Here is a 25,546-nt window from a genome sequence, read left to right as displayed (position 1 = left end):
AAAAAATACAAGGTAGAAAACTTATGTTAGCTATTTATGAGGCTTTTAGAGGAAAACATCAATTTCCAAACCAAAGTCTTCTTTTCGGTTCTGTAAAATCAAATCTAATGAAGAAGATGTTGTATTTTCTTCTTGGTTTTTGCGTTCTTCTTTCTCCTTTTCTTCTTCCTCTTTTTTACGTTTCTGTTCTTCTTTACGCTGTTTTTCTCGCTCTTTATTTTCTTTTTTTATTTTTTCAAGTTCTTTGTCTTTTTCGAAAAGCTCACTAAACTCATCATATTCTCTTACAAAAATAAGAGAAGCTCCTGTTTGAATAATCTGTCCATCAATTACACCAGCATAACTATTTTCTCTAAAAATCTGAACTTTATAACGCCCATCTTCTGTAATTAGGTAAGAAATAATAACATCACCTGCAATACTACTCAGACCTTGTTGTTGTTGCTGTGATGCTGCATCACCTTCCAAATCTACATTTGTACCTACTTGAAAAGTAAGACGGTCGTCTAAAAACGATTTTGAAAGATTGATTCCTAATTCTGTTCTATTTTGTGACTCTCCTGTTGAATAATCTTCATACGAGTTGAGATCAAAAGAAAGACCAATACCTGAAAGGTTTTTGTCAGCTAATTTATTTAACTGGTCTGTCAAAAGTCCACTTACTGTATTTCTTGCTGTTGATTCTGCAAAACCCATTTCTCCTTGCGCTCTATCCAATGGATTTTCTGAAATAAATCCACCCAAAATAAGAAGTGCAAAAACTTGTTTGTTGAGTTCAGACTCTTGTTTGTTTAAAAGTTGCAAACGTGTATTTATTGTTCCTCCCATTGCGCCACGTTCTGCATCAGCAATATCAATATCAAAATTAATATTTGGATTCAAAACTTCACCATTCATATTCAAAACAACCTCAAAAGGTAATTTTTGCTTGTATTTATTAAGTTCTGACTCTGAAGCACTACCAAGTTGATTTGCCATAAGCTCATACGATGCAGCTTCAACTGTATGAATTGCTGTAATATCAGCTTTCATGTCCATTATATCTCCATAAAAAGTAATTGCACTTCCTTTTTGAATCTTGAAATCTCGCTTAGCAATATTAAAGAAATTGAGTTTGTAAATTCCATCTGTAATTTCATAACGTCCTGTTAAAGACATTTCCCCACTAGGATTCAGATTGAAATTAATATCTCCTCCTCCTTGTACTTCCAAACGATTAGAAGGATCTATTTCTACATTTACTTTGGCAGCAGGATTAATCGTAATGACAGCACGAATATCCATATCTGTTCCATATTGTGTACTATCTTCATCAACAGGTGCAACTGAAATAAGAGAATCACTATAAAAGTCTCTATCTACAAATTCTACAACCCCTTCTTTATCAATCGTTGCTATCTCTGATTCAGGTAATAAATATGTTAAATCTGTTCCTTCTAAAACATTTACATTTGCTGTCACTACTGGACTTGTGGCACTTCCCTTTACATCTACGTTCAGACCAGCAAGAGCTTTTCCAAAAAACATTTGCTTCGCTTTTGGATTGTCATTTTTTTCACTATCTACAAACAGAAATTTATCACTCTTTACATTCAAATTCAGTTTTAAGTCTGTAAAAGTAGGTGTGTTTATTCTACCATTTATATAGAGTGCATTTTCTTTTTTATCTTGAAGAGTAAAGTTTTTGAAAGCGATTCCATTATTATCAAAATTGATAGTTTCTTTTTCTAACTCAAGATATGTTCCTGTAGCTGTAAGAAAGAAAGAAGTTTGATTAAAATCTAATTTCCCTAAAATAGCTGGTTTTGTAGTTGTTCCTTTTATTTTCAGATTTCCTGTAACTGTTCCTTCCATATCTTCTAAATTTCCCATAGTGAGATTTTCTAAAGTCGGAAGTGAAAGCCTTTGAATATCCAAATTCATATTTAGAGCATCGCTTGCATTTTGTGCAGCATTATAATAACCTGTCAATTCGAATTTATTTTCTCCAGTCAGATTTACCTTTACATCATAACGATTTAAAGCATTACTATTTTCTGCATTGATAGATAAATTTCCTAGTTTACTATTCAATACACTAAGCTCATCAATTCTTAAATCTGCCAAAAACTGCAATTCAGTTTGAAAGTTTTGTAGATTTACTTTTCCGTTTAATCTACCTGCTGCTAGTTTTGTAGTATCATTTGGTGCAGCAATATCTGTAATAGTTGCGAGTTCAAAATTTGTAAAATTAGCTACTAGATTTTTATCATTATCAGTAGTTTGTGCACTAAGTGTTTGATTTTGATTACTCAATAAAAAGTCTTTTATACTCAAATTTTGATTTTCGCTACTTGGCAAAATAATTTGATTTCCTTTTCTTACTGTCCAATTATCATAATTCAGAATTTGAGTGGGAGCAAGAGAAACAATAAATTTTGTTGTGTCTGGACGTTCTAAAAAGGTTGTAATTTCAAAACGCTCTTTTCCTTCTTCATCTTTGAGGTTTATAGTTAAGTCAGCTTTATTATTGGCTGCTTTTCCAGAAATGAGTGGATGTTCAAACTGATATGTTCCGTTAGTTACTTCTGCTACACCGATTCTATAATTCAAGGCTTCTCTATCTGAGTCAATATTAATTGTCAAAGAATCCATTGTAATTCCTGCATAAACAATAGAAGGAAAATCTCCATTTAGCTCAAATTTTTTGGAATCACTACGGTATTTTCCATCAAACGAAGCAGGTTCAAATTTTGTTAAATCAGGAACTAAAGCTGTCAGCAGTTCAGATTTATGAATCTGAATAGAAAAATCCATTTCTTGAGTTCCGATTTCTTTATTGGGCTGCACAGGGTCAAGTTCAATATAGGTATTGATATGGTTTTTGAGAGTCGCTACAAAGGTAGAAAAGTCTAAATTTCCTTCAATTTTGGCAGAGACAATATCTGAACGAAGATTGATATTTGTTTCCCCTTTTTGAGAAATAGATACAAAAGCTGCCGAATCTATTCTGAAATTTTTATTTTTTGTATTGATAACTACTTTTTGAAGTCCGACATTTCCTCTGATATTATCCAAATCCATTCCTGTAATATCTCCATTCAGCATTAGGGCAACTGTTAGAGGTTCTTTATATAAATTTAGAGCCTGTAAATCAGCTTTTTTCAAATCCAAATCAACAACAAACTTAGGATTGAGTGTATCCCAAACTACGTTTCCATCAAAATCAAAAGTGAGGTTTTTGTCTCTCATATTTAACTTTCCATTGTAAGACATTCCATCTACTATTCCATCAATTTTTAAATCTTTATAGATATATTTCTGATACTCAAACTTATTTACGTTTCCGTCAAGAGTAGCTTTCATAATTTCAGGCTCAAAACCACTTCCATCAGCTGTAATCTTCAAATCAGCAATTCCTAATGTTGTGTCTTGCAAAATTTTTCCTAATTGTGCATTTTCTACTAAAGCTGTAATGTTATAAATAGGCGTTTGTGTTTCAGAAATGGCGTTTTTCATTGTTCCTTTTGCACCCACATTTCCTAATGCTGTATTAAATTTTGTATCCGTTTCAAAATCATTCAATAATCCTGTAAAGACAATATTTCCATCTATTTTTGGAGGAAGATTAAGATTTGAAGGAATAAGCGTATCGGGTAACCAATTTTTTACATCACTCAAATAAACTAAAAATTGCTTTGTTGAAATATCTAAATACATTTTTTGTGGGTCAGTCGGATTTTTGACTGTTCCACCTAATTCTATTTTTGTATTATCCAAATTTGCCAAAAACTCTACAAACATATCATTCATAGAACCTTTGGCAGAAGCTGTCATAGAAATTTTTTGAGGAAAATTATAACCTGCTGGAAGTGTTCCAGTAGGAATTACTTTTCTTAAATCTTCTCGTGAAGAAGTCAGTTTATTGATTTTGGCATCCAAATACATATTCTCTACATTTGGCAATCCTTTCACTTTTCCATTGACAATTAAATGGGTATTATTTAATCCTTTTATTTGAAAATTTTTGAGAGTAGCATCGTTTGCTTTTCCTGTGGCTTGCCCAGATATTTTGATAGTTTCGGTTGTTTGTCTTGATAGGCTAACTTGTTTTGCCAAATCAGGAACAAAATAAAATACGTCAGCTAAAGCGATTTCTGTTCCATCTAAATTAATATCTAAGTCAGCATTTTGCCAATCATTAGCAATATTTTCTAATGAAGCTGCTAGTTTTACTTTCTGTCCTATTTTGCTTCTTGAAGTTTGAATGTATAAATCTGTAACAGCCACGCCATTCGAATCCATTCGAATATTTCCATCAAAATCTTTGAGTTCAAATTGTTCTCTGTTGTCTGTTGCTTGAATTGTTTTTATGTCTGCTGCAATGGTAGTAGGATAGAATTTGAAATTTTCAGCTTCTAATGCAATTCCTTTAAAATGAATATGATTAGTATCAAAACCATAGTCAATTTTGTCAATTTTATCATTATCAAACACAATTTCATTATCCTCTAACAAAACATTTTTGACTTCGATAACCCAAGGTTTTCCTTCATCTTTTTTTGTTCCTGCTACTTGTTGTGCTTCTTCACTTACTGTTTTGGCTGACTCATTTATGGCAGAATCTAAAGCTGTTGTTACAATGCCTTGCTTATAAGAAAGATATGTTTTTTTGAGTTCTACATCTTGAATAATAATTTTTTGAGTTCCTAAATTGGTTTGTTGTGCATTTATAAAAAGACTGCCAACTTTTCCATCTACTTGTTGCCCTGTCACATTGCTTTGATAAAAAGCTGTTACGTTTTCTATATTAATTTTATTCAGATCAATCTGAAAGCCAATTTCTGAACTTGTTGTATCAGGTTCTTCGGGCTTTGGAGGTGGCATTTTGGTCTGAACATAACGCAAATCAGTGTCTTTGAGCAAAATGTCTTTTACAGTAAAGCTCAGATTATTCAAATCAAAATCATCAACATCAATTTTGAGTTGTCCTATTTTCCCCTTAATATCGTTTCCATTGTATCTGTCATCAAATTTCAAATTGATATTTTTGAAGTCTGCACCACCCAAAGAAATAACAAAACCTACACCTGTCGTGTCATTAGATTCAATTTGAGTAGTTGTTTGGTCTTCACTCATTTTTGCCGAATCAGTAGGCGCAAAAGCAGCATTTACAAAATCAATATTCGAAACACTGTCTTCATCTATCCAAATATTTGCATAGACATCATCTAGTTTTATTTCTGTAATTTGGAGTTTTTTCTTTATTAAAGCAAAGGGATTAATATCAGCCTCAAAATGACCTGCATAAAGTAATGTATCTTGTTCTAAATCCTCAATATAAAGTCCATTGATAGACAAACCCAAAGGCAAACTAAGTCGAATCGTTTCTACGTCTACTTTTGTAGTTAATTTTTTACTCAAAAAATCCTCTGCTTTGTGTGTCAAAAAATCTTGAACTGGAGGAAGAAAAAGAAGAACAAAAACAAGGGCTAAAAGTCCGAAAATAGAGCCAAAAATCCACATAAAAACCTTTGCTATTTTCCACAAAACACGTTTTATTTTAGATTGAGGTTTTTGTGGAGTAGTGGTTTGGTTTTCAGTAGGTTTATTTGAAAATTTATTTTTTATTTTTTGAAAGAAATTCATAAAAGTACACTAGATAGTAAGCTGAAAAAATGGACGTTAAAAATAGTATTTTAATCTGTAATGAAAATACTTTACGTCATAGCCTATCTAACGTGTAGATTAAGGTTTTTGTTTGGTGGTTTATATAGATTCTGTATAATCAGAAAATATAGAAAAAAGTGGATAGTATAATTTAATGAGTGGTTTGTTATCTTTGTTTTATTTCCTAGGTTTTACTTTTTGACAGATGATTACTACTCCACTTGCTTGCTATAAATAAAGAAGCTGAGCGAAAATATTTGAAATTACTCAAAATGTAACACTAAAGAGTTTTCTTTGCTATCCTTATCTTAGCAAAAAGACAAATCAAGAAAACCATATTCTATAAACACACCTTTACAAACAAAACCCAAAAAATGAAACAACAATTAAAAACGTACTTCATAGCAATATTGCTTCTAGGAAGTACAATCACATTTACAAAAGCACAAGAAGTTTTCAAACCTGACACCACTTATTTTTCTTCTACAAAATGGCGGCAAGTAAGTCCTTTTCGTGGTGGACGTTCAGCAGCTGTAACAGGTGTAGCAGGAAATCCAGACCTTTTTTATTTTGGTGCAACAGGTGGTGGAGTTTGGCGAACTGAAGACGGAGGAATGAGCTGGAACAATATTTCTGATCCAGATTTTGGAGGCTCTATTGGTGCGATTGCAGTTAGTGAATATGACAATAATGTGATTTATGTAGGAGGAGGAGAAAAAACAGTTCGTGGAAATGTTTCGCATGGAAATGGAGCTTGGAAAAGTCTTGATGCAGGAAAAACATGGCAAAAAATAGGGTTAGAAGATTCTCGTCATATTACACGCATTCGAATTCATCCAAAAAACCCAAACTTAGTTTATGTTGCTGTTTTGGGTCATTTATTTGGTTCTAGTGAACAAAGAGGCGTTTTTAGAAGTAAAGACGGAGGCAAAAATTGGGAACAGATTTTATTTTCAACTAAAGATGCAGGCGCAGTAGATTTGATTTTAGACCCAACCAATCCACGAGTAATTTATGCAAGTACGTGGAAAATTAGAAGAACTCCATATAGCTTAGAGAGTGGTGGCGAAGGGTCTGCATTGTGGAAAAGTACAGACGGTGGCGATACGTGGAAAAATCTTACAAAAGAATCTAAAGGACTTCCAAAAGGAGATTTGGGAATCATTGGTGTAACTGTTTCTCCTGCTCAAAAAGACAGAGTTTGGGCAATTATTGAAGCAAAAGAAGGTGGTGTTTTTCGTTCTGATGATGGTGGAGAAACATTTGCAAAAATAAACGATGAACGAAAATTACGTCAAAGAGCGTGGTATTATACTCGTATTTATGCACATCCAACTAATCCAGAAGGCGTTTATGTTTTGAATGTAAATTTTCATTTTTCGTCTGATGGAGGAAAAAGTTATACAGAAATAGGCACACCACATGGCGACCACCACGACCTGTGGCTTGACCCTCAAAATCCAGAACGCATGATTATTGGAGATGACGGAGGGGCACAAGTTTCGAAAAATGCAGGAAAGAGTTTTTCTACGTATATGAATCAACCGACAGCGCAATTTTATAGAGTAAGTACTGATAATCATTTTCCATACAGGCTTTATGCAGGTCAGCAAGATAACTCTGCACTTCGTATTTCTTCACAAGACCAAGGCAAATGGGAAGAAACAGCAGGAGGAGAAAGTGGACACATCGTAGCCGATCCAAAAAATAATGATATTGTTTATGGTGGGTCGTATGGTGGTTTTTTGATGCGTTATAATCACAAAACAGAAGAAACTCGTTTGGTTGATATTTATCCTGATAATCACATGGGTTGGGGAGCTGCTGAATTGAAATATCGTTTTCAGTGGAATTTCCCTATATTTTTCTCGCCAAACAATCAAAATACGCTTTATGCTGCTGCAAATGTTTTGTTCAAGACTACCAATGAAGGGCAAAGTTGGGAAGCCATTAGTCCAGATTTAACACGAAATGATAAATCAAAAATGCAGCCTTCGGGAGGAGAAATCACAAAAGATAATACAAGTGTAGAATATTATGGGACTATTTTCGCTGCTGCCGAATCGCCTGCTGAAAGTGGTGTTATTTGGACAGGATCGGACGATGGACTTATTCAGATTACAAAAGATGGAGGCAAGAATTGGGAAAATGTTACGCCAAAAATTCTCCCAGAATGGGCAATGATAAACTCTATTGATTTGCATCCAACTAAAAAAGGTGTTGCTTATGTGGCAGCTACTCGTTATAAGTCGGATGATTTTGCACCTTATTTGTACAAAACAAAAGATTATGGCAAAACATGGACAAAAATCACAAACGGAATTCCAAATACTGATTTTACTAGAGTTTTACGTCTTGACCTTGTGCGTGAAGGTCTTTTGTATGCAGGAACAGAAAGTAATGTGTATGTTTCTTTTGATGATGGTCAGAATTGGCAACCGATGCGCTATAACTTGCCGATTGTTCCGATTACAGATTTACAAGTAAAGGAAAATGATTTGATTGCAGCTACCCAAGGCCGAAGTTTTTGGATTTTTGATGATTTGAATCCTCTTCGTAATTTTGATAAAACAACTTTAGAAAAAATCAAAACCGAAAATTTCTTAGTCTTTAAGCCATCTGATACCTATTTGAGCGAACGAAATATGAAATTGAATTTTTATCTAAATCAAAAACCAGATACATCAAAAATTTTAGAAATTGAAATTTTGAATAAAGATGGAAATTTAATTCAAAAATATTCTTCTGATGATAAGGTAACAAAGGATAAAGATTCTAACATTAAAAAATTAGATGCTCAAAAAGGCGCAAATACAATCACTTGGAATATGCGTCATGAAGATGCAAAGAAGTTTGATGGAATGATTCTTTGGTTTGGTGGAACGCAAGGCGTTCAAGCTATGCCAAACGACTATAAAGCAAAAATTACTTTTGATGGAAAAACCCAAGAAACGGATTTTAAACTCTTGAAAGACCCACGTTGGAGTGTTTCTGATGAAGGTTTACAAGAGCGTTTTGTGTTTTTGAACGAAATAAGAGACAAACTTACCGAAACGCACGAAGCTATTATTAATATTCGTAAAATTCGCTCTAGTTTGAATGATTGGAAAACAAAAGCGAGTGCAAAAGAAGAATGGAAAGTAGTGGCAGATTCGGCAGAAAGTATCGTCAAAAATCTAACAAAAATTGAAGAAACTTTATACCAAACTCAAAACAGAAGTGGACAAGACCCTTTGAATTTTCCTGTTCGTTTGAATAATAAATTGAGTGCTTTAGCCACTACGGTAGGTTATGGGAATTTTCCTCCCAATGAAGGAGCAAAAGAAGTAAAAGCTGATATTACTAAGAAAATTGATGAACAATTAGAAAAGTATTACGAAATCTTGAAAATAGATATTCCTACTTTTAATAGACTAGTAGCTGACAAAAATATTCCTGCTATTGAGGTAGAGAAATAAAGAAATGGTATTTTTAATTCCCTATTTAATTTTTACTGATTAGATGGGGAGTTTTTTACAATTGTTCTTTGTACAACCTTTACAAAACATTTTTTAAGAAGGTTCATAAATTGTAATTTTAATCCCTTCTATTTTTTCTAAATATTTCTCCAATAAAAAACGTACATCTTCCCATTCTAATCCTCCCAAGCCACATCCTAAAGCAGGAATAGCCATACTTTCAAATTTTTGTGTTTCTATAATTCTAACTAAATCTTTTAGACCTTCTTCAATGTATTCTATTTTGGACGGATTGCGCCAATGTTTTTTTGTAGGAAAGTTTATGATAAATTGTTTTCTCTCCAAATTAGATTCATTTTTAAAATCACTGACCAAAAGCAACTTTCCAATATCGATAGTTTTGTTTTTACAGGCTTCCTTATAAATTTTATAATTGGTAGGGAATTTTTGTTTGAATTGTAAGGCAAGACCTTTTCCCATCACTCCAACTGTATTTACAGGATTGATGATTACTTCTGTATTTGATTCTAATATATTTCCTTTTGTGTAGTTCATAGAATGAGGTAACATAAAAGACCATTCCAATAAATTATTAGAATGGTTTTTTTATATGCGAGCAAATTATGCTCAAACTTGATTGCAAATCTTGATTAGAATTTCAAATTCAATCCTAATTGAAGTACAGAAATACCATAACCTAATTCTGCAAAAGCGCCAAGATTATCTGTAAATCTATATCTACCACCTAAGAATACAGAGAAAGCAGCAGCACTAGCAGCAGCTCCTGTAAAACTATCATCTCCACTAAAAGAAACAATATTATAACCTAATAAACCACCAGCATAGGTATCAAACTTTTCACTACCTACATCGAAATGATAGGCACCCCTTACTCCAATAATAGTATAATTATAACCCCAATCGTCAAAACCATCAATTTTAGTAGAAGCATAAGCAGCATACCCTCCTATACTAATTTTATCAGAAACACCATAATCTACACTAAGACCAACAGGTGGAATGGCTTGAGTAGTTCCACTTCCATAGAAAGTAGGAAGAAGTCCAACACCAAGATTTACATCAAGTTGTCCTTGCTCATATTGAGCTTGAGCAGTAGAAAAACTAAAAATAAACAAAGCACACATGATTACTGAAGCAAATAATTTTTTCATTGAAATGTAATAATTAAAGTTTAAGATGAATAAATTGCAAATGAAATGCAATATTAAGTAAAAAAACAAAAGAAACAAATACCAATAAACACTTATTTTAAAAAAATAGCTTTTAATTGGGATTCTCTTGAGAAACGTGTTTTTTTTGATTTATTATAAGTTTATACGTTGTTTTATAATTTTTTGTTCAAAAAAGTTGTTTTTTTTTTCTAAAAAAAATAAATTTTAGCAAATATCTGATTGTTTTCAAACCACAGAATAAAATAAATATTTATTTTTAACTCTTAACTTACGCCATTTTTTAATAAAAAATCTAATGTTTGTTTTTTCATCAAAAACTACTTATTTCTGAATTTTAGTATTTAAGCATGTTTTATTTTGAAAAATTTTGTTTTCAGCAAAAAATAATCTTTGTTTATTTAAATACTCAGAGTAATGATTAATGGATTATTTGAATTGTAAAGTCTTTTACCATCACACACTATATTTATTAGGATTGATGATTACTTCTGTGTTTAATTCTAGGATATTTCTTTTTTTGTAATTCATAGAATAAGCTAACATAAAAAACCATTCTAATAATTTATTAGAATGGTTTTTTATGTTAGCAAATTATGCTCAAACTTGATTCAAAGAAGTTTAGAACTTTACATTTAAACCAAGTTGAAGAACAGATATGCCATAACCCAACTCTGCAAAAGCTCCTAAGTTCTCTGTAAATCTGTATCTACCACCCAAAAATACAGAGAAAGCAGCAGCACTAGCCGCAGTTCCTTGAAAATAATCATCTCCACTAAAAGAAATAATATTATATCCTAACAAAGCACCACCATAAGTATCAATCTTTTCATGGCCTAAATCAAAATGATATGCACCTCTAACTCCTATAATAGTGTAAGTATATCTCCAATCATCAAAAGTATCAAACTTAGTAGAAGCATAAGCAGCATAACCACCTACACTAATATTATCTGTAACACCATAGTCTACACTAAGACCAATAGGTGGGATACTTTGAGATAATCCAGAACCATAAAAAGTAGATAAAAAACCTACTCCAAGATTTGCATCAATTTGACCTTGTTCATATTGAGCTTGAGCAGTGGATAAAGTAAAGGAGAAAGAGAAGCATACGATTAAAAATACAATTAATTTTTTCATTAAAAAATGTGATAGTTTATTTGTAAGAATTATATAACAAAGTGTAGTCGTAAAGTGACTACATCTTACCTTACAACTTTAAATTGAAGAATAGGTCATTTTAGCATAAAAAATTTTTACAGTAGTTATTTAACTATAAGCTTTGTTTATTGGTTGAAATCAATTAATAAAACATAAAAAAGGTTGTATTTTCCATGAATTAAAGTTTGTAAATTCATTCTACTGAAAAATTCAATTTTCGTTTTTGTTCTATAGTCAGTATGAATATTTTTTTTCAGAAAACTTCACTAACAAATCAAATAATAGAGAAAGCTTTCTCCTAATAAAGATTTTTATACGATAAAGTGAATCTGAGAACTGGGGAGTAATTAGAAATATATTTCCTTTGTACTTACAACAATTTCCTCAAAAAGAAATTTTTCAAAAACCATAAAGTTGTTACCTTTGTAGAATTTATAGATACAACCATCATAAAAAGGAAACCAAAAATCTGTTCTCATGCCTAGAAATAAATCTATTCGTCATATTCTCATTATTGGAAGTGGTCCTATTGTCATTGGACAAGCCTGTGAGTTTGATTATGCAGGTTCGCAAGCTGCTCGTTCGCTTCGTGAAGAAGGAATAAAGGTCTCGCTCATCAATTCCAATCCTGCAACGATAATGACCGACCCTATCAATGCAGACCACGTCTATCTGTTGCCACTCACACCAGATTCTATCGAAACTATTTTAAGAGAACAAGAAATTGATGCCGTTTTGCCTACTATGGGAGGTCAGACGGCATTAAATTTATCCATAAAGTGCAACGATATTGGACTTTGGGAAAAATACAACGTCAAAGTAATTGGTGTGGACTTTGAAGCCATCGACACAACAGAAGACAGAGATAAGTTTAAAGCCTGTATGGAAAATATGGGTGTTGGAGTAGCTGTTGGACAAACAGCAAAATCATTTTTGCAAGGAAAGAAAATTGCTCAACAAATAGGTTTTCCTTTGGTAATTCGTCCATCTTTTACACTTGGAGGAACAGGGGGAAGTGTTGTTTATGACAAAGAAGAATTTGATAGCTCACTTTCAAGAGGTTTGCATACTTCGCCTATTCACGAAGTTTTGATAGAACAATGTGTAGTAGGTTGGAAAGAATTTGAGTTGGAATTATTGAGAGACTCGGCAGGAAATGTAATCATTATCTGTTCGATTGAGAATTTTGACCCAATGGGTGTTCATACTGGAGATTCAATTACAGTTGCACCAGCAATGACATTGCCTGACACTGTTTATCAAGAAATGCGTAGCCTTGCTATAAAAATGATGAACGGAATCGGAAATTTTGCAGGTGGTTGTAATGTTCAGTTTGCTGTCAATCCTGACAACGATGATATAATTGCTATCGAAATTAACCCTCGTGTTTCTCGTTCGTCTGCACTTGCTTCAAAGGCAACAGGTTATCCAATCGCTAAAATTGCTGCAAAATTAGCTATCGGTTATAATCTTGATGAGCTAGATAATGCCATTACAGGAACAACTTCTGCATTTTTTGAACCTTCTATTGATTATGTAATTGTAAAAGTTCCTCGTTGGAATTTTGATAAATTTGAAGGTTCGGATTCTCGTTTGGGCTTCCAAATGAAATCGGTAGGAGAAGCAATGGGAATTGGTCGCAATTTCCAAGAGGCACTACAAAAAGCCTGTCAGTCTTTAGAAATTCGCAGAAATGGATTAGGTGCAGACGGAAAAGAAGTTACAAATCAAGAAGAAATTCATCAAAAACTAAAAGTGCCTTCTTGGGATAGATTATTCAGAATTTATGATGCTTTCAAATTAGGAATACCAATGAAACGTATTTTTGATTTGACAAGGATTGATAAATGGTTCTTACACCAAATCGAACAAATTGTAGAATTAGAAAACGAAATTCAAAAGTATAAGCTAGATTCAATTCCTTACGATTTACTTCTAAAAGCAAAGAAAAAAGGATTGGCAGATCGTCAAATAGCACATTTGATGAACTGCTTAGAAAGTGATATTCATAAAAAAAGAACTGATTTAGGAATAAATCGTGTTTGGAAAATGGTCGATACTTGTTCAGCCGAATTTGAAGCACAAACGCCTTATTATTATTCTACTTTTGAAACCGAAAACGAATCTATCAGAAGTGACAAGAAAAAAGTTGTCGTTTTGGGTTCAGGGCCTAATAGAATCGGACAAGGAATTGAATTTGATTATTCGTGTGTTCATGGTGTTTTGGCTGCAAAAGAAGCAGGTTATGAAACCATTATGATAAATTGCAACCCTGAAACGGTTTCTACAGATTTTGATATTGCTGATAAACTCTATTTTGAACCTGTTTTTTGGGAACACATTTATGATATAATTCTGAATGAAAAACCAGAAGGTGTTATCGTTCAATTAGGAGGACAAACAGCCTTAAAACTTGCCGAAAAATTAGAGCGTTACGGAATTCCAATTTTAGGAACAAGCTATGAAGCACTAGATTTGGCAGAAGATAGAGGTCGTTTTTCTGATTTATTGAAAGAAAATGATATTCCTTATCCAAAATACCACGCTATCAAAACGGCAGAAGAAGCCATCGAAAAAGCTGCTGAAATGGAATTTCCTTTGCTTGTTCGTCCTTCTTATGTTTTGGGTGGACAGCGTATGAAAATCGTTATCAATGAGCAAGAATTAGAAGAACACATCATCAATATTTTTAAAGATTTAGGACAACAAACCATTTTGATAGATGAGTTTTTAGATGGTGCAATCGAAGCCGAAGCCGATGCAATTTGTGATACCGAAGACGTTTATATTATTGGAGTAATGGAACACATTGAGCCTGCTGGAATTCACTCTGGCGATTCGTATGCCGTTTTACCTCCTTTTGATTTGGATGAAAACATCATGAAACAGATTCATGACCACACCAAAAAAATTGCATTAGCTCTCAAAACAAAAGGTGTCATTAATATTCAGTTTGCCATAAAAGATGGAATAGTTTATATCATTGAAGCCAATCCACGAGCATCACGAACTGTTCCTTTTATCTGTAAAGCCTATCAAGAACCGTATATCAAATATGCCACTTGGGTAATGCTAGACCATAAAAAGGTAAAAGATTTTGATTTTAAGCCCCAACAAAATGGTTATGCTATCAAAATTCCTGTTTTCTCGTTTGATAAATTCCCTAATGTAAATAAAGAATTAGGACCTGAAATGAAATCTACTGGAGAAGCCATTTATTTTATTCATCACTTAAAAGACCCATTCTTTAAAGAGATTTATAATGAACGTAATTTGTATTTGAGTCGTTAATTCTTTCATTTTCTTGTAACTTAAAAGAGGCTGTCCGAAAAGGTCAGCCTCTTTTTATGCAGCTATTTTTTGTAATTCTTCTTTTTGGTTGATTTTTTTGATGATGCAAACAAATTTTGTCTTTTGGTGATTTTTTTGAGTATAAAAAAAGGTGCAAAAAGATGATTTTTTAGAATTGAAAGTATTTTTTAGCTTATCGGCAGTTTTTGCCACCATTTTTCTAAAATTATGCCCAAGAGCCATCAATAGAAACTCCATTTCTACTTTTACTAATCCCTTAAAAGTAAATCGATTAAACTTATTATTATATTTGAGATGCCCAAAAACAGCTTCTACTTCTATAGGGCGTTTACTGCGCTGCTCTAATCCTTTCTCACTAGTTAGTAAATTTCTAGCTTTCTCTTTTAGTTGGTTTAAACGATGATTCACTTGTATTATTCTATTGCCTTCAGCTTTATGACATAAATTGCGAAGAGGACAATCTTGACACCTTTTTGCTTGATAATAAGATACTTGCGATTCGTATCCATTACTTGAAGTACGTTTTCCATCTCTTATTTTCTTCATTCTTTGCCCCATCGGACAGACATAAAAATCTAATTCTTTGTTGTAAAATAAATTCTGAACTAAAAAAGGATTATTTTTCATTTTCCTTTTTTGCTCTTTATGGAAATAATTGTACTTAACGTAGGCAGTAATTTCTTTTTTTTCAAGTAATTCATAATTTTCTTCACTTCCATAACCTGCATCAGCTACTACTTCTTTACTTTGTTTATTGTACTGATTTTCAAATCCTTCTAAATGAGAGGATAAAGTGGTGGTATCTCCTGCCGTTTGATGAATAGAAACGTGGGTAATAAATTGATTTTCTGTGGACACTTGAGCATTATAAGTAGGTTTGAGTTGTCCATTTTTCATGTGATCTTCTTTCATCCGCATAAAAGTAGCATCCGTATCTGTTTTACTATACGAGTTTCTACAACCTAAAATTTTCAGAGACTCTTCATATTTACTTAATCTAGGAAGATATTCATCTTGCATTTTTTTTAGTTCTCTTGCCTGTTGTTTACTCGGTTCTTTTAGTTTTTTATTGATTTGAGCGAGTTTTTCTTTTAATAATTCTGAATCTAATGGAGTAGATACTTCTTCTTTATTTTCTTCTTGATTATCTGATTGAATACTACTTTCAATATCAGATAAAATTTTATTTACTTTAGTTTCTAACTTTTCTTTATTTTTTTCAATACTACCACGCCAAACAAAAGTATAACGATTAGAACAAGCCTCTATTTTTGTTCCATCAATATATTGAACATCAAGACTTACATAACCCATTTCAACCAACATTTTAACAACTTCTCCAAATAAACGATGAATGTGTGCCTTCAAAATTTTACCTCTAAAGTCATTAATTGTTCTAAAATCTGGTGTAGAATTGCCTGATAAATACATAAAATGAATATTCTCCCCAAGAGCTTTAGCTATTTTACGACAAGAATAAATATTGGATAAATAAGAATAGAATAGCACTTTAACGAGCATTCTTGGATGATAAGCTGAACAACCTCCACCTTTGTATTGAGAAATCAAATCGCTAATATCCAATGAATCAACCACCTTTTCAACTAAACGAACAGGATGGTGAGCTGGAATTTTGTCAAATATATTGACAGGAAAAAGTTCGGGCTGCTTACCACTTTGGTTTTTGAAAACTACTTTTGCCATAGGCTATATAACGTTAGTATAAAAGTATATATACCTCGAAAATAAAAAAAATTAACCATAAAAAAAAGGCTATCCGTACTTTTCGGACAGCCTCTTTTTTTTGTGATTTGAAAAATGAAAGTATCATTTTAATTAGCTCCATCTGGTCTTCTTAAACGATAACCTTCTAAGTTACTGCGCTCTCCTGTTGGAAGCTGTAAATAAACTTCAAAATCGATAAAAGTTGCTTCTGCAAAGCGAATACTTTGTCTATAAAAAAGGTCATCAAAATCATTATCAAAGAAAATTCTGCGTCCATCTGTCCCTGAAACAGTTACAGTAAAAGAATCTCTAATTCCTCTATTTGTAATTATAGTAACTCTCAAAAAGGCATTTTCAGTAACTAGGTTTTGTGGATCAATTACTTGAAATTCTTTTTGAAAAAGTGTGCGATTTTCTCCTGTATTAGAAGGAATTGTATTTAGTCCATCAGGAACAGTAACTGTCAAATAATTAATACGAAAAGCAGGTTCTTTTACAGTAAAACGAATTTTGAAAGTAAATGGGTTTTCATCAGAATCATTGCTCTGAATGCTTATCGTTCCTATGTTTTCTCCTAAAGTAATTGCTGTAAAACGAACCAAAAAACTCGTTTTTTGACCACTCTCTAGGCTATTTGTCAATATATTAGAAACCTGAAAGTTTGGATTATCGCTCTGTAAAGTTGAAATGTTAAGAGTTCCATCTCCTTGATTTTCAATTTCAAATTCTAAAATTTCTCGAAAACTTGTTTCTAAATCTCCTCCTTCTATAAATTCAAAACCATTTTGTAGTTCTGTATTTTGATTGTTTTTTCGATGAAAAACAGCTATTTCAGGTGTAGGTGCAGGGTTTGGATTAGCAACTATTTCAAAAACATAAGGGTTTTCTTCATTATCTGGGTCATTATTTTCAATCTGAATTTGTGTAAAATAACTTCGAACACTTATAGGTTCAAAAATGACTACAAAAGTAGTTTCTTGATTTGGTAAAAGTTCATTTTGAGCTATATTCTGAACATCAAAATCACTTGTCGTAGAAATAATATCTGAAATAATAAGTTTTGCTTCTCCTTCATTCTTAATCGTAAAAATAGTTTCATATCGCTGTCCTACTTCTGTATCATTAAAAGTATAACTTCCTGTTTGAGTTGGAATAAATGTAGTTTCTTGATACACTTTTATGTTAGGCAACTTTGGAGGAGGTGGGGCATTTACAATTATTTTAATAAAAAAAGTAAAAATGGGTTCATTCCAATCATTCGAAAAAATAGTAATCGGAATTTGATGTTCTCCTTCCGTCAAGCCTTCAAAATTTACTTTAAAAGAATCACTCTCATTTTTCTCAAATCTATTTTTTAGAGGTTGTACAAGCTGAAAGCTGATTGTAGAATCTATAGAAATCGACTCTATTTCTCCTATTTTAAGGGTATTTCCTCCTTTATTTTCTAGTAAGAAAGCTAATTCGAAGGCTTTCTCGGCTTCTATTTCATAATACAGAATCTGATTTTCAGCTATTTCATTTTTTGCAGAAATATCTATTTCACTTTGTAAAGAATAAACCTCTAATTCGGGACAAAGAAGTTCTCCATCATCCTGACAACCCACTAAAAGTAAACTAGAAAGTAATATTGAAAAAATTAGAAACTGAAAATATTTTGAAAGAATAGAATTCATAACAGATTGGTGGTTTTGATAAAGAAAGCAAAATACAATTTATCCTCATTACAAGTATAAAAAGCAATTATAAGGAAAAGAGTTTTACAGAGTTTTTGAAATTTATATCAAAACAGAATAACATTTTCTCAAAAAATTTCGTTAATATTAATCAAATGTTACTAAATTGTTAATATATTTATTTATTTAATCCCTATTTATTTTGGAATCTCCATCAAAGAGCCTTTTAAATTCTTCTTGATTTACTGATTATTCTGATTACCTTTTAAATTTTACTGCTTTGAAACACATTAAACACCCATTACCTTATTGTAAAAACTTTTTACTTGATTCAACAAATATAGAAACTACATTTTTTTCAAAGAAGAGAGTTTTACTTCTTGTTCTTTATTTGTTCACATTGGCAATTCCAAATTATAGTTTTGCTATACCTATTATTTCTTCAAACTCTCATAATGAGCAGAAAATGTCTTCAAGACTCTCTAGTTTTTTAGATGCTCAAGATTCTATTACTCCTGAGATGAAGGAAAAAGCAATTCAAAAAGTGATTGATTTTAATAAAGATTTTAAAATTACACCTACCAATGAATCAAAAACATTGAGAAGATTATTTTTTGCTGTTCAAGAAACATTTTTAACAGAATATGTTTTGTACTCTAGTTTTTTTCAAACTATTGATAGTGGTAAATATGATTGTTTGACAGGTTCGGTATTATACGCTGTCTTTTTAGAAGAAATAAAACAAAAAGGAAATTTTAATTATACCTATCAGATTATTCAAAATCCTATTCATGTTTTTATAAAAATAAAATTATCTGATAACAGTGAGATTATTTTTGAGAGTACTAGTTTGGAAAAAGGATTTATTGCTACCCCAAAAGGAATTGCGTTTTATTTGCAAGAGCAAGCAAATAATGTTCAGAAAGAAGTACAAAATCAGAATGTAGTTTTGTTAGATAATAAGATAATTAACAATTTGGTAACATTAGAAACAGCTTCTGCTTTACTTTATTTTAATCAAGGAGTTTTGTTTTTTAACCAAAGAAAATTTGGAAAATCTCTCTTAATGGCTAAAAATGCACTTTTTTTTCAAAAAAATGAAGCATTTTATGATTTGATTATTCTTTCTTTACAAGAATTGTTGAAAAATAATTTAATTTCAGAAAAAGAATATGATTTAAATATAAAAAAGTGTATTGTGATAAATAATTAAAATAAAATTATAACTTTTGGTAAATATAATTTGAAGTTTTATGTCTTGTTAAAAATCAATAATTTGAATAACGATTATTCTTAATTTGTTAATAATGTTGAAACGTAAAGATTGCTAGGTGTGTCTTACCTTTGTGGAAACTTAAATCAAAATCTCTAACTACTTTGGTTAGAGTTACTTAATTTTACTCATTCAGCAACCTTTTATACAATCTTATGATGAAGCATTACATCTTAAGCCTTATCGCTTTCGTATTTGCTTGTTCGGTAGCATTCAATTCCTTCGGACAAGGCTCTACGACGGCAGCCCTTAGTGGTGTCGTAAAAGACAAAAATGGAGAAGAACTTCCAGGTGCTACTGTTTTGGCAGTGCATACTCCAACAGGTTCTCAATTCGGTGCTGTTACTACACTTAGTGGTAATTATACAATCCTTAATATGAATGTTGGTGGCCCTTACACTATTACAGTTCAGTATGTTGGATATGAAGACCAGAAAAAAGAAAATGTATATCTTTCTTTAGGACAAACACTTCGTATGAACTTTGACCTTGCAGAAGATGTAGAAACAATTGGTGAGGTAGTAATAACTGGAAATGCAGAAATTATTGATGGAGAGCAAACAGGTGCACAAACAACCGTTTCTCAAGAACAAATCAATGCTTTGCCTACTATTTCCCGTGAGTTATCAGACTTTACTCGTACAACTCCTCAAGCTCGTGTAACTCCAAATGGTGGTATCACTATCGCAGGACAAAACAACCGTTATAACTCTATCATGATTGATGGAGCTGTAAATAATGATGTTTTTGGTCTTTCTGAGTCAGGTACAAATGGTGGACAAGCTGGGATTTCTCCTATCTCTTTAGATGCTATTGAGCAAGTTCAAATTGTAGTTGCTCCTTTCGATGTTCGTCAAGGTGGTTTCTCTGGTGGTGGTGTAAATGCTGTTACTCGTAGTGGTTCTAATAAAGTGGAAGGATCTGTTTACTACCTTTTCCGTAATGAAGGATTAGCAGGAAAAACTCCTACCGATGATGAAAATTTTGATCGTCAGAAGTTAGATGATTTCTCATCTTATATAACAGGTTTCCGTGTAGGTGCTCCACTTAAAAAAGATAAATTATTTCTTTTTATAAATGGAGAAATTGAGCGTCGTGAAACTCCTCAGCCTTTTAATTTTTCTGATTATAGAGGAGCTTCTTCTCAAGCAGAAATTGAAAACTTACGTTCTCAACTTCAATCTAAATACGGATATGATGCTGGTACCTTCTTAGATAATCCAGAAGAGGTAGAGTCAAATAAGTTATTTGCTCGTTTGGATTGGAATATTAATAAAGACCATAAACTTACTGTGCGTCATAGTTATACACAAGGAGATTTCTTAAATCGTTCTCGTTCTTCTTCAAATACTATTAATTTTGGTAATAATGGTATTGCTTTTCCTACTGTAACTAACTCATCAGCTTTAGAGTTGAAGAGTCGTTTCGGTGATAACAAATCTAATAGTTTGATTATTGGTTATACAAGCGTAATTGATGATCGTGATCCTATTGGTAGTGATTTTCCTCGTGTTGGTATTAATGATGGTTCTGGTTTTATTTCATTCGGTTCGGAAGCTTTTTCTACTGCTAACAAACTAGAACAATCTACTTTAACTATTACTGATAACTTCAGTATTTTTAAAGGTAAACATACTATTACTATTGGTACACATAATGAGTTTTATTCTACATATAACTTGTTTGTTCGTCAGAATTATGGAGAATATCAATTTGCATCTGTTAATGATTTCTTAAATGATTCATTATCTACCAATTACAACCGTAGTTATTCTTTAGTAGATAATGTTACTGGTGATGGTTCTGCTGCTGCTGCTGATTTTACAGGGATGCAATTAGGTTTTTATGCTCAAGATGAATATGCTGCTTCTGAAAAGTTAAATGTTACTTTTGGTCTACGTGTTGATATTCCAATTTTTGCAGATCCTACTACAAACCAAGGATTTAATGATAGTACACTTGCTAAAGTGAAAGAATTTTATCCTGAAATAGGCAATCAAGTTCAGTCTGGACAACTTTGGAAAACACCTATTTTATTGTCTCCTCGTATTGGATTCAATTATGATGTAAAAGGTGATAAATCAATTCAAATTCGTGGTGGTGTAGGTATCTTTACAAGTCGTATTCCTTTAGTATGGCCTGGTGGAGCTTATAACAATAATGGACTTGTGGTAGGTTCAGCTCGTTCAAGTAATGCACCTTTCCGTCCAGATCCATTCAATCAATATACTGCAGAAGACTTTGGTCAAACAGTAAGTCTTCCTAGTGGGCAAATGGATTTATTTGTAGATGACTTTAAATTACCTCAGGTAGTTCGTGCTTCATTAGCTATTGATAAATCATTGCCTTGGGGAATGGTAGGTACTTTAGAAGGTATTTATACTAAAACAATGAATAACGTTATTTATTACAATGTAAACGTAAAACCTGCTACACGTAATTATTCAGGTGCTGATGATCGTCCTTACTATGATAGAGGAGATGCAATAGAATCTGGTTATGATCGTATTATGGTAGGTGATAACACAAACAAAGGCTACTCATATAATGTTACTGCTCAACTTCAAAAACCATTTGATAATGGATTTATGGCTAGTCTTGCTTATACATATGGACGTACAATGGCTGTAAATGATGGTACTTCTTCTCAAAATTCTTCTCAGTGGAGATATATTGAAAATGTAAGAGGTAAAAACGATTTGGATTTGACTTACTCTGACTTTGATTTGGGCTCTCGTGTAATTGGTATGTTATCTTACCGTTTAGATTACCTTGACCATGCAGCAACAACTATTTCATTATTCTATGAAGGACGTTCTGGTACTCGTTACTCTTATATTTATGGTACACCTAACAGAAGACACTTGTCTAATGATGATACTGGTTCTAGTTCTACTAATTCGGATCTTATTTATGTTCCTGCTAACCAAAACGAAATAGTATTTGTTCCAATTACTCGTGAAGTTGATGGTGCAACAGTAACAGTAACTCCAGAACAACAATGGCAAGCATATAATAATTATATCCAAAACGATGAATACTTAAATTCTCGTCGTGGTGATTATGCAGAGCGTAATGGTTCACGTTTGCCCTTCATAAATACATTAGATTTACGTTTGTTACAAGATTTTTATATCAAAACTTCTAATGGTACAAAACATAATCTTCAATTGTCTTTTGATATCTTCAACTTTACAAACTTGTTGAATAAAGATTGGGGGCGTATGTATTTCTTAGGTAATGATAATTTCTCTCTTGCTAATTTGAATGGTGTAACTACTACTACAAATACTGATGGTTCTAAATCATATGTTCCTAACTTCACTTTTGGTAGTATCAATAGTGATGGATCATATCAAACTATAAAAGAAACAAAAGATATTTATAGTATTGATGACTCTGGTGTAAATAGTTCTCGTTGGCAAATGCAAATCGGTGTTCGTTATTCGTTCTAATCCGATTGTATAAATCAATAAACTTCATTCAAAACCCTTTCAGAAATTTTTCTGAAAGGGTTTTTTGATGCCTGTTATTTTTAGAAAAAATTGGACAAACCTAATTTTTTATCTAAATTGTATTACCCTTTTAAGATAACCTGTCTAAATTCCTATCGAAAATCTTTTTTAATCTTTTTTATTAAGTAGCTTTTTGGTTATCTTTCCCATTCAGTTAGGTCAATTATTAAACTACAGATTACAAATTATAATTTCATAGTAATCATTAATCACTAAAAACTAATCACTATCTAAGTGTTTATGTGGAAACTCAATACTATTGGCAAGCGTGTCTTGGCTGGTAATCTTATCATTGTTATTGTTGCTTTACTTAGTTCTTCACTAAGTTTGGTTATGCTTACCCGTAGCCAAAGTATGCTTCATCAATCCTTTTCCGTAATTACTCCTTCGGTAGAGGCTATTAATGATTTGCTTTTGCTTGTAACACGCTCAAAGATGTATATTACCAATTGGATTCATCTGCCTGATAATATTGATGATAAAGAAGACTTGATTTTGCTACATAATGAGCAGTTTCCTGAGGTTAAAGATAGAATAAGCCGACTTAAAAGAGACTGGCAAAACAAAGAAAATGTATATCGTGTAGACTCTATTATTATTGCTTTTGATGATATTCTTCAAACAGAGCAAGAAGTAATGAATACACTTAATCGTTCGGAGGATTATAATGATGGAACAAAAAGAGAAAAAGCAATTCGTCTAGTCAATGAAATGATTATTCCCAATAGCAATACGCTTATAAAGAATTTAGAAGACTTAGAAACTAGTAAACTAAAAGAAAAACAAGCTGATGGAGATTCCGTCGAACGATCACTAAATTGGCTATATAGAATTATTCTTGTTCTAGGATTGACTACACTCACTATTGGTACAATTGCAAGTATTGTTTCTCTACGAATTGTGTCAAAACCTATTCAAAAATTGAATCAAATACTAGGACAACTTGCAAAAGGTTCTATTCCTAATTCAGATTTTGGATTACGAATAGGTAATCATGAAATTGGACAAATGACACGCTCTTTACAAGAACTTATCAAAAGTCTGAAAAATACCTCTGAATTTGCTCGTAAGATAGGAAATGGAAAATATAATAGTGCTTTTGATGTTTTGGGTGAAAATGATATTCTTGGAAATTCGCTCTTAGATATGCGTAATAGTTTAGCAAAAGTGGCTGAAGAAGATCGTCGAAGAGCTTGGATAACAGAAGGAATTGCCCAGTTTGGAGATATTCTCCGTGCTAACTATGATGATACAGAAGAATTTGCTGCTGCTATTGTTCAGCGTTTAGTGAAATATACCGAAGCCAATCAGGGAGGTGTTTTTGTAATTTCTGAAACTCCTGATTCAGAAGGTGAATTTATGTACTTAGCTGCTGCTTATGCGTGGGATAAACCTAAATACTTAGAGAAAAAAATCCGAAAAGGGGAAGGGCTTACAGGACAAGCATGGCAAGAAGGCGAAACGGTATTTTTGTCGTATGTTCCTGATGATTATATTCATATCACTTCTGGACTCGGAAATACAAACCCATCTTCTATTTTGCTTGCTCCTCTAATTTACAATCAAAAATTATATGGAGTAGTAGAATTAGCCTTTTTTAATCCTCCAGAATCGTATCGTATAGAGTTTGTTGAAAAAATTGTTGAAAGTTTTGCTTCTACACTTTCTTCAGTAAGAGTTAATCAACGTACTCAACTTCTTTTGAAAGAATCACAAGAAATGACTGAACAGATGCGAGCGCAAGAAGAAGAAATGCGCCAAAATGTCGAAGAGCTACAAGCAACACAAGAAATGGTAGAAAGAAAAAGTAGAGAGTTAGAAAACCAACTCAATGCTATCAATCAGGCTGCTGCTATGATAGAGCTAAATCCAAGAGGTATAATTACAGATATAAATGGACTTTATTTAAAAATATCTCAATACTCAAAAGAAGAAATACAGGGACAACCTCATACTATTTTATTGAAAGATGGCTATGAAACATCTAATAAATACATGCAGCTTTGGGAAAACCTAACACAAGGAATTGTAGTAGAAGGAGAATTTGAACGTCAAGCAAAAGATAAATCTTCGTTTTGGCTCAGGGCTACTTATTACCCAGTTATGGATGACTACAAAAATTTGGAACGTGTCATTCATATTGCAACCGATATTACGGAACAAAAACTACAAGCAATTCGCTTAGAAGAAACTCTAACTGAACAAGCAGAAGCAGTAGAACAGATGCGTATGCAAGAAGATATTATGCAACAAGCTATGGAACAAATGCAAGAAGCACAACAAGAAGTAGAGAAAAGAGAGGAATTACTAGCAGAGGCACATAAAGAACAAGAGCAGTATATCGAACAAATGAATTCACAAGAAGAGATGATGGCAATGAGTATGGAGGCTATGAACGAAAGTATAGAAACACTTGCCAAACAAAAAGAAGAAATAGAACAAAAACTGGTAACTTGTCAGAAAAAAGTAGAAGAATTAGAGAATAAAAAATAAACATTAGGAATGAAAAGTAAATAAACTCTACAAGTTATTTTGTGAGCAAACGAATAAAATGCTGAAGAATTTCATTCAGTTCTAAGGAACTGAA

Annotated in this window: 11 protein-coding genes; 5 read left to right on the top strand and 6 right to left on the bottom strand. The window is 32.3% G+C overall.

All coding sequences use genetic code 11. The features are described 5' to 3' along the window. Positions 1-45: 45 nt before the first annotated feature. Entirely contained in the window at positions 46-5,628 is a 5,583-nt protein-coding gene (locus V9L05_RS07815; RefSeq protein WP_338815030.1) for a translocation/assembly module TamB domain-containing protein, read from the bottom strand. Between the two features lie 395 nt (positions 5,629-6,023). Between V9L05_RS07815 and V9L05_RS07810 the strand changes: the two genes are divergently transcribed. Next, positions 6,024-9,107, top strand: coding sequence for a glycosyl hydrolase (locus tag V9L05_RS07810; RefSeq protein WP_338815029.1), 3,084 nt, complete (start codon positions 6,024-6,026; stop codon positions 9,105-9,107). A gap of 93 nt (positions 9,108-9,200) precedes the next feature. On the opposite strand, the gene V9L05_RS07805 is transcribed toward V9L05_RS07810, so the two are convergent. From V9L05_RS07805 to V9L05_RS07795, 3 genes are all read right to left on the bottom strand, one after another. After that, entirely contained in the window at positions 9,201-9,662 is a 462-nt protein-coding gene (locus tag V9L05_RS07805; protein ID WP_338815028.1) for a macro domain-containing protein, read from the bottom strand. 95 nt (positions 9,663-9,757) lie between these two features. Continuing rightward, the gene (locus tag V9L05_RS07800) at positions 9,758-10,279 is read right to left on the bottom strand and encodes an outer membrane beta-barrel protein (RefSeq protein WP_338815027.1); all 522 of its coding nucleotides are present in this window, start codon (positions 10,277-10,279) and stop codon (positions 9,758-9,760) included. A gap of 639 nt (positions 10,280-10,918) precedes the next feature. Next, positions 10,919-11,440: an outer membrane beta-barrel protein gene (locus tag V9L05_RS07795; protein ID WP_338793546.1), complete on the bottom strand. Its 522-nt coding sequence runs from the start codon at positions 11,438-11,440 to the stop codon at positions 10,919-10,921. A gap of 498 nt (positions 11,441-11,938) precedes the next feature. On the opposite strand from V9L05_RS07795, the gene carB reads away from it, so the two are divergent. Next, on the top strand, positions 11,939-14,752 hold the full coding sequence (gene carB / locus V9L05_RS07790) for a carbamoyl-phosphate synthase large subunit (RefSeq protein WP_338815026.1): 2,814 nt from the start codon (positions 11,939-11,941) through the stop codon (positions 14,750-14,752). 54 nt (positions 14,753-14,806) lie between these two features. On the opposite strand, the gene V9L05_RS07785 is transcribed toward carB, so the two are convergent. Continuing rightward, positions 14,807-16,477 (bottom strand): IS1182 family transposase, encoded by a 1,671-nt coding sequence (locus V9L05_RS07785; RefSeq protein ID WP_338812234.1) that lies wholly within the window; start codon positions 16,475-16,477, stop codon positions 14,807-14,809. A gap of 128 nt (positions 16,478-16,605) precedes the next feature. Beyond that, positions 16,606-18,171 carry a choice-of-anchor D domain-containing protein gene (locus V9L05_RS07780; protein WP_338815025.1) on the bottom strand — a complete coding sequence of 522 codons (1,566 nt, stop codon included), beginning with the start codon at positions 18,169-18,171 and terminating at the stop codon, positions 16,606-16,608. A gap of 280 nt (positions 18,172-18,451) precedes the next feature. On the opposite strand from V9L05_RS07780, the gene V9L05_RS07775 reads away from it, so the two are divergent. From V9L05_RS07775 to V9L05_RS07765, 3 genes are all read left to right on the top strand, one after another. Next, positions 18,452-19,384 carry a hypothetical protein gene (locus V9L05_RS07775; protein ID WP_338815024.1) on the top strand — a complete coding sequence of 311 codons (933 nt, stop codon included), beginning with the start codon at positions 18,452-18,454 and terminating at the stop codon, positions 19,382-19,384. 218 nt (positions 19,385-19,602) lie between these two features. Next, complete coding sequence (locus V9L05_RS07770; RefSeq protein WP_338815023.1) at positions 19,603-22,899, top strand: carboxypeptidase regulatory-like domain-containing protein; 3,297 nt, start codon at positions 19,603-19,605, stop codon at positions 22,897-22,899. A 300-nt stretch (positions 22,900-23,199) separates the two neighbouring features. Beyond that, positions 23,200-25,452, top strand: coding sequence for a GAF domain-containing protein (locus V9L05_RS07765; protein ID WP_338815022.1), 2,253 nt, complete (start codon positions 23,200-23,202; stop codon positions 25,450-25,452). Positions 25,453-25,546: the final 94 nt, after the last annotated feature.

This window comes from Bernardetia sp. Wsw4-3y2 (assembly GCF_037126295.1).
Taxonomy (GTDB): Bacteria; Bacteroidota; Bacteroidia; order Cytophagales; family Bernardetiaceae; genus Bernardetia.
Note: the sequence above shows the minus strand (reverse complement) of the source record. Positions and strands in the feature narration are given on the sequence as shown.

Excerpts from the sequence above, each read along its gene's own strand:
- V9L05_RS07815 (WP_338815030.1), bottom strand. The coding sequence starts at position 5,628 with ATGAATTTCTTTCAAAAAATAAAAAATAAATTTTCAAATAAACCTACT.
- V9L05_RS07810 (WP_338815029.1), top strand. The coding sequence starts at position 6,024 with ATGAAACAACAATTAAAAACGTACTTCATAGCAATATTGCTTCTAGGA.
- V9L05_RS07805 (WP_338815028.1), bottom strand. The coding sequence starts at position 9,662 with ATGAACTACACAAAAGGAAATATATTAGAATCAAATACAGAAGTAATC.
- V9L05_RS07800 (WP_338815027.1), bottom strand. The coding sequence starts at position 10,279 with ATGAAAAAATTATTTGCTTCAGTAATCATGTGTGCTTTGTTTATTTTT.
- V9L05_RS07795 (WP_338793546.1), bottom strand. The coding sequence starts at position 11,440 with ATGAAAAAATTAATTGTATTTTTAATCGTATGCTTCTCTTTCTCCTTT.
- carB (WP_338815026.1), top strand. The coding sequence starts at position 11,939 with ATGCCTAGAAATAAATCTATTCGTCATATTCTCATTATTGGAAGTGGT.
- V9L05_RS07785 (WP_338812234.1), bottom strand. The coding sequence starts at position 16,477 with ATGGCAAAAGTAGTTTTCAAAAACCAAAGTGGTAAGCAGCCCGAACTT.
- V9L05_RS07780 (WP_338815025.1), bottom strand. The coding sequence starts at position 18,171 with ATGAATTCTATTCTTTCAAAATATTTTCAGTTTCTAATTTTTTCAATA.
- V9L05_RS07770 (WP_338815023.1), top strand. The coding sequence starts at position 19,603 with ATGAAGCATTACATCTTAAGCCTTATCGCTTTCGTATTTGCTTGTTCG.
- V9L05_RS07765 (WP_338815022.1), top strand. The coding sequence starts at position 23,200 with ATGTGGAAACTCAATACTATTGGCAAGCGTGTCTTGGCTGGTAATCTT.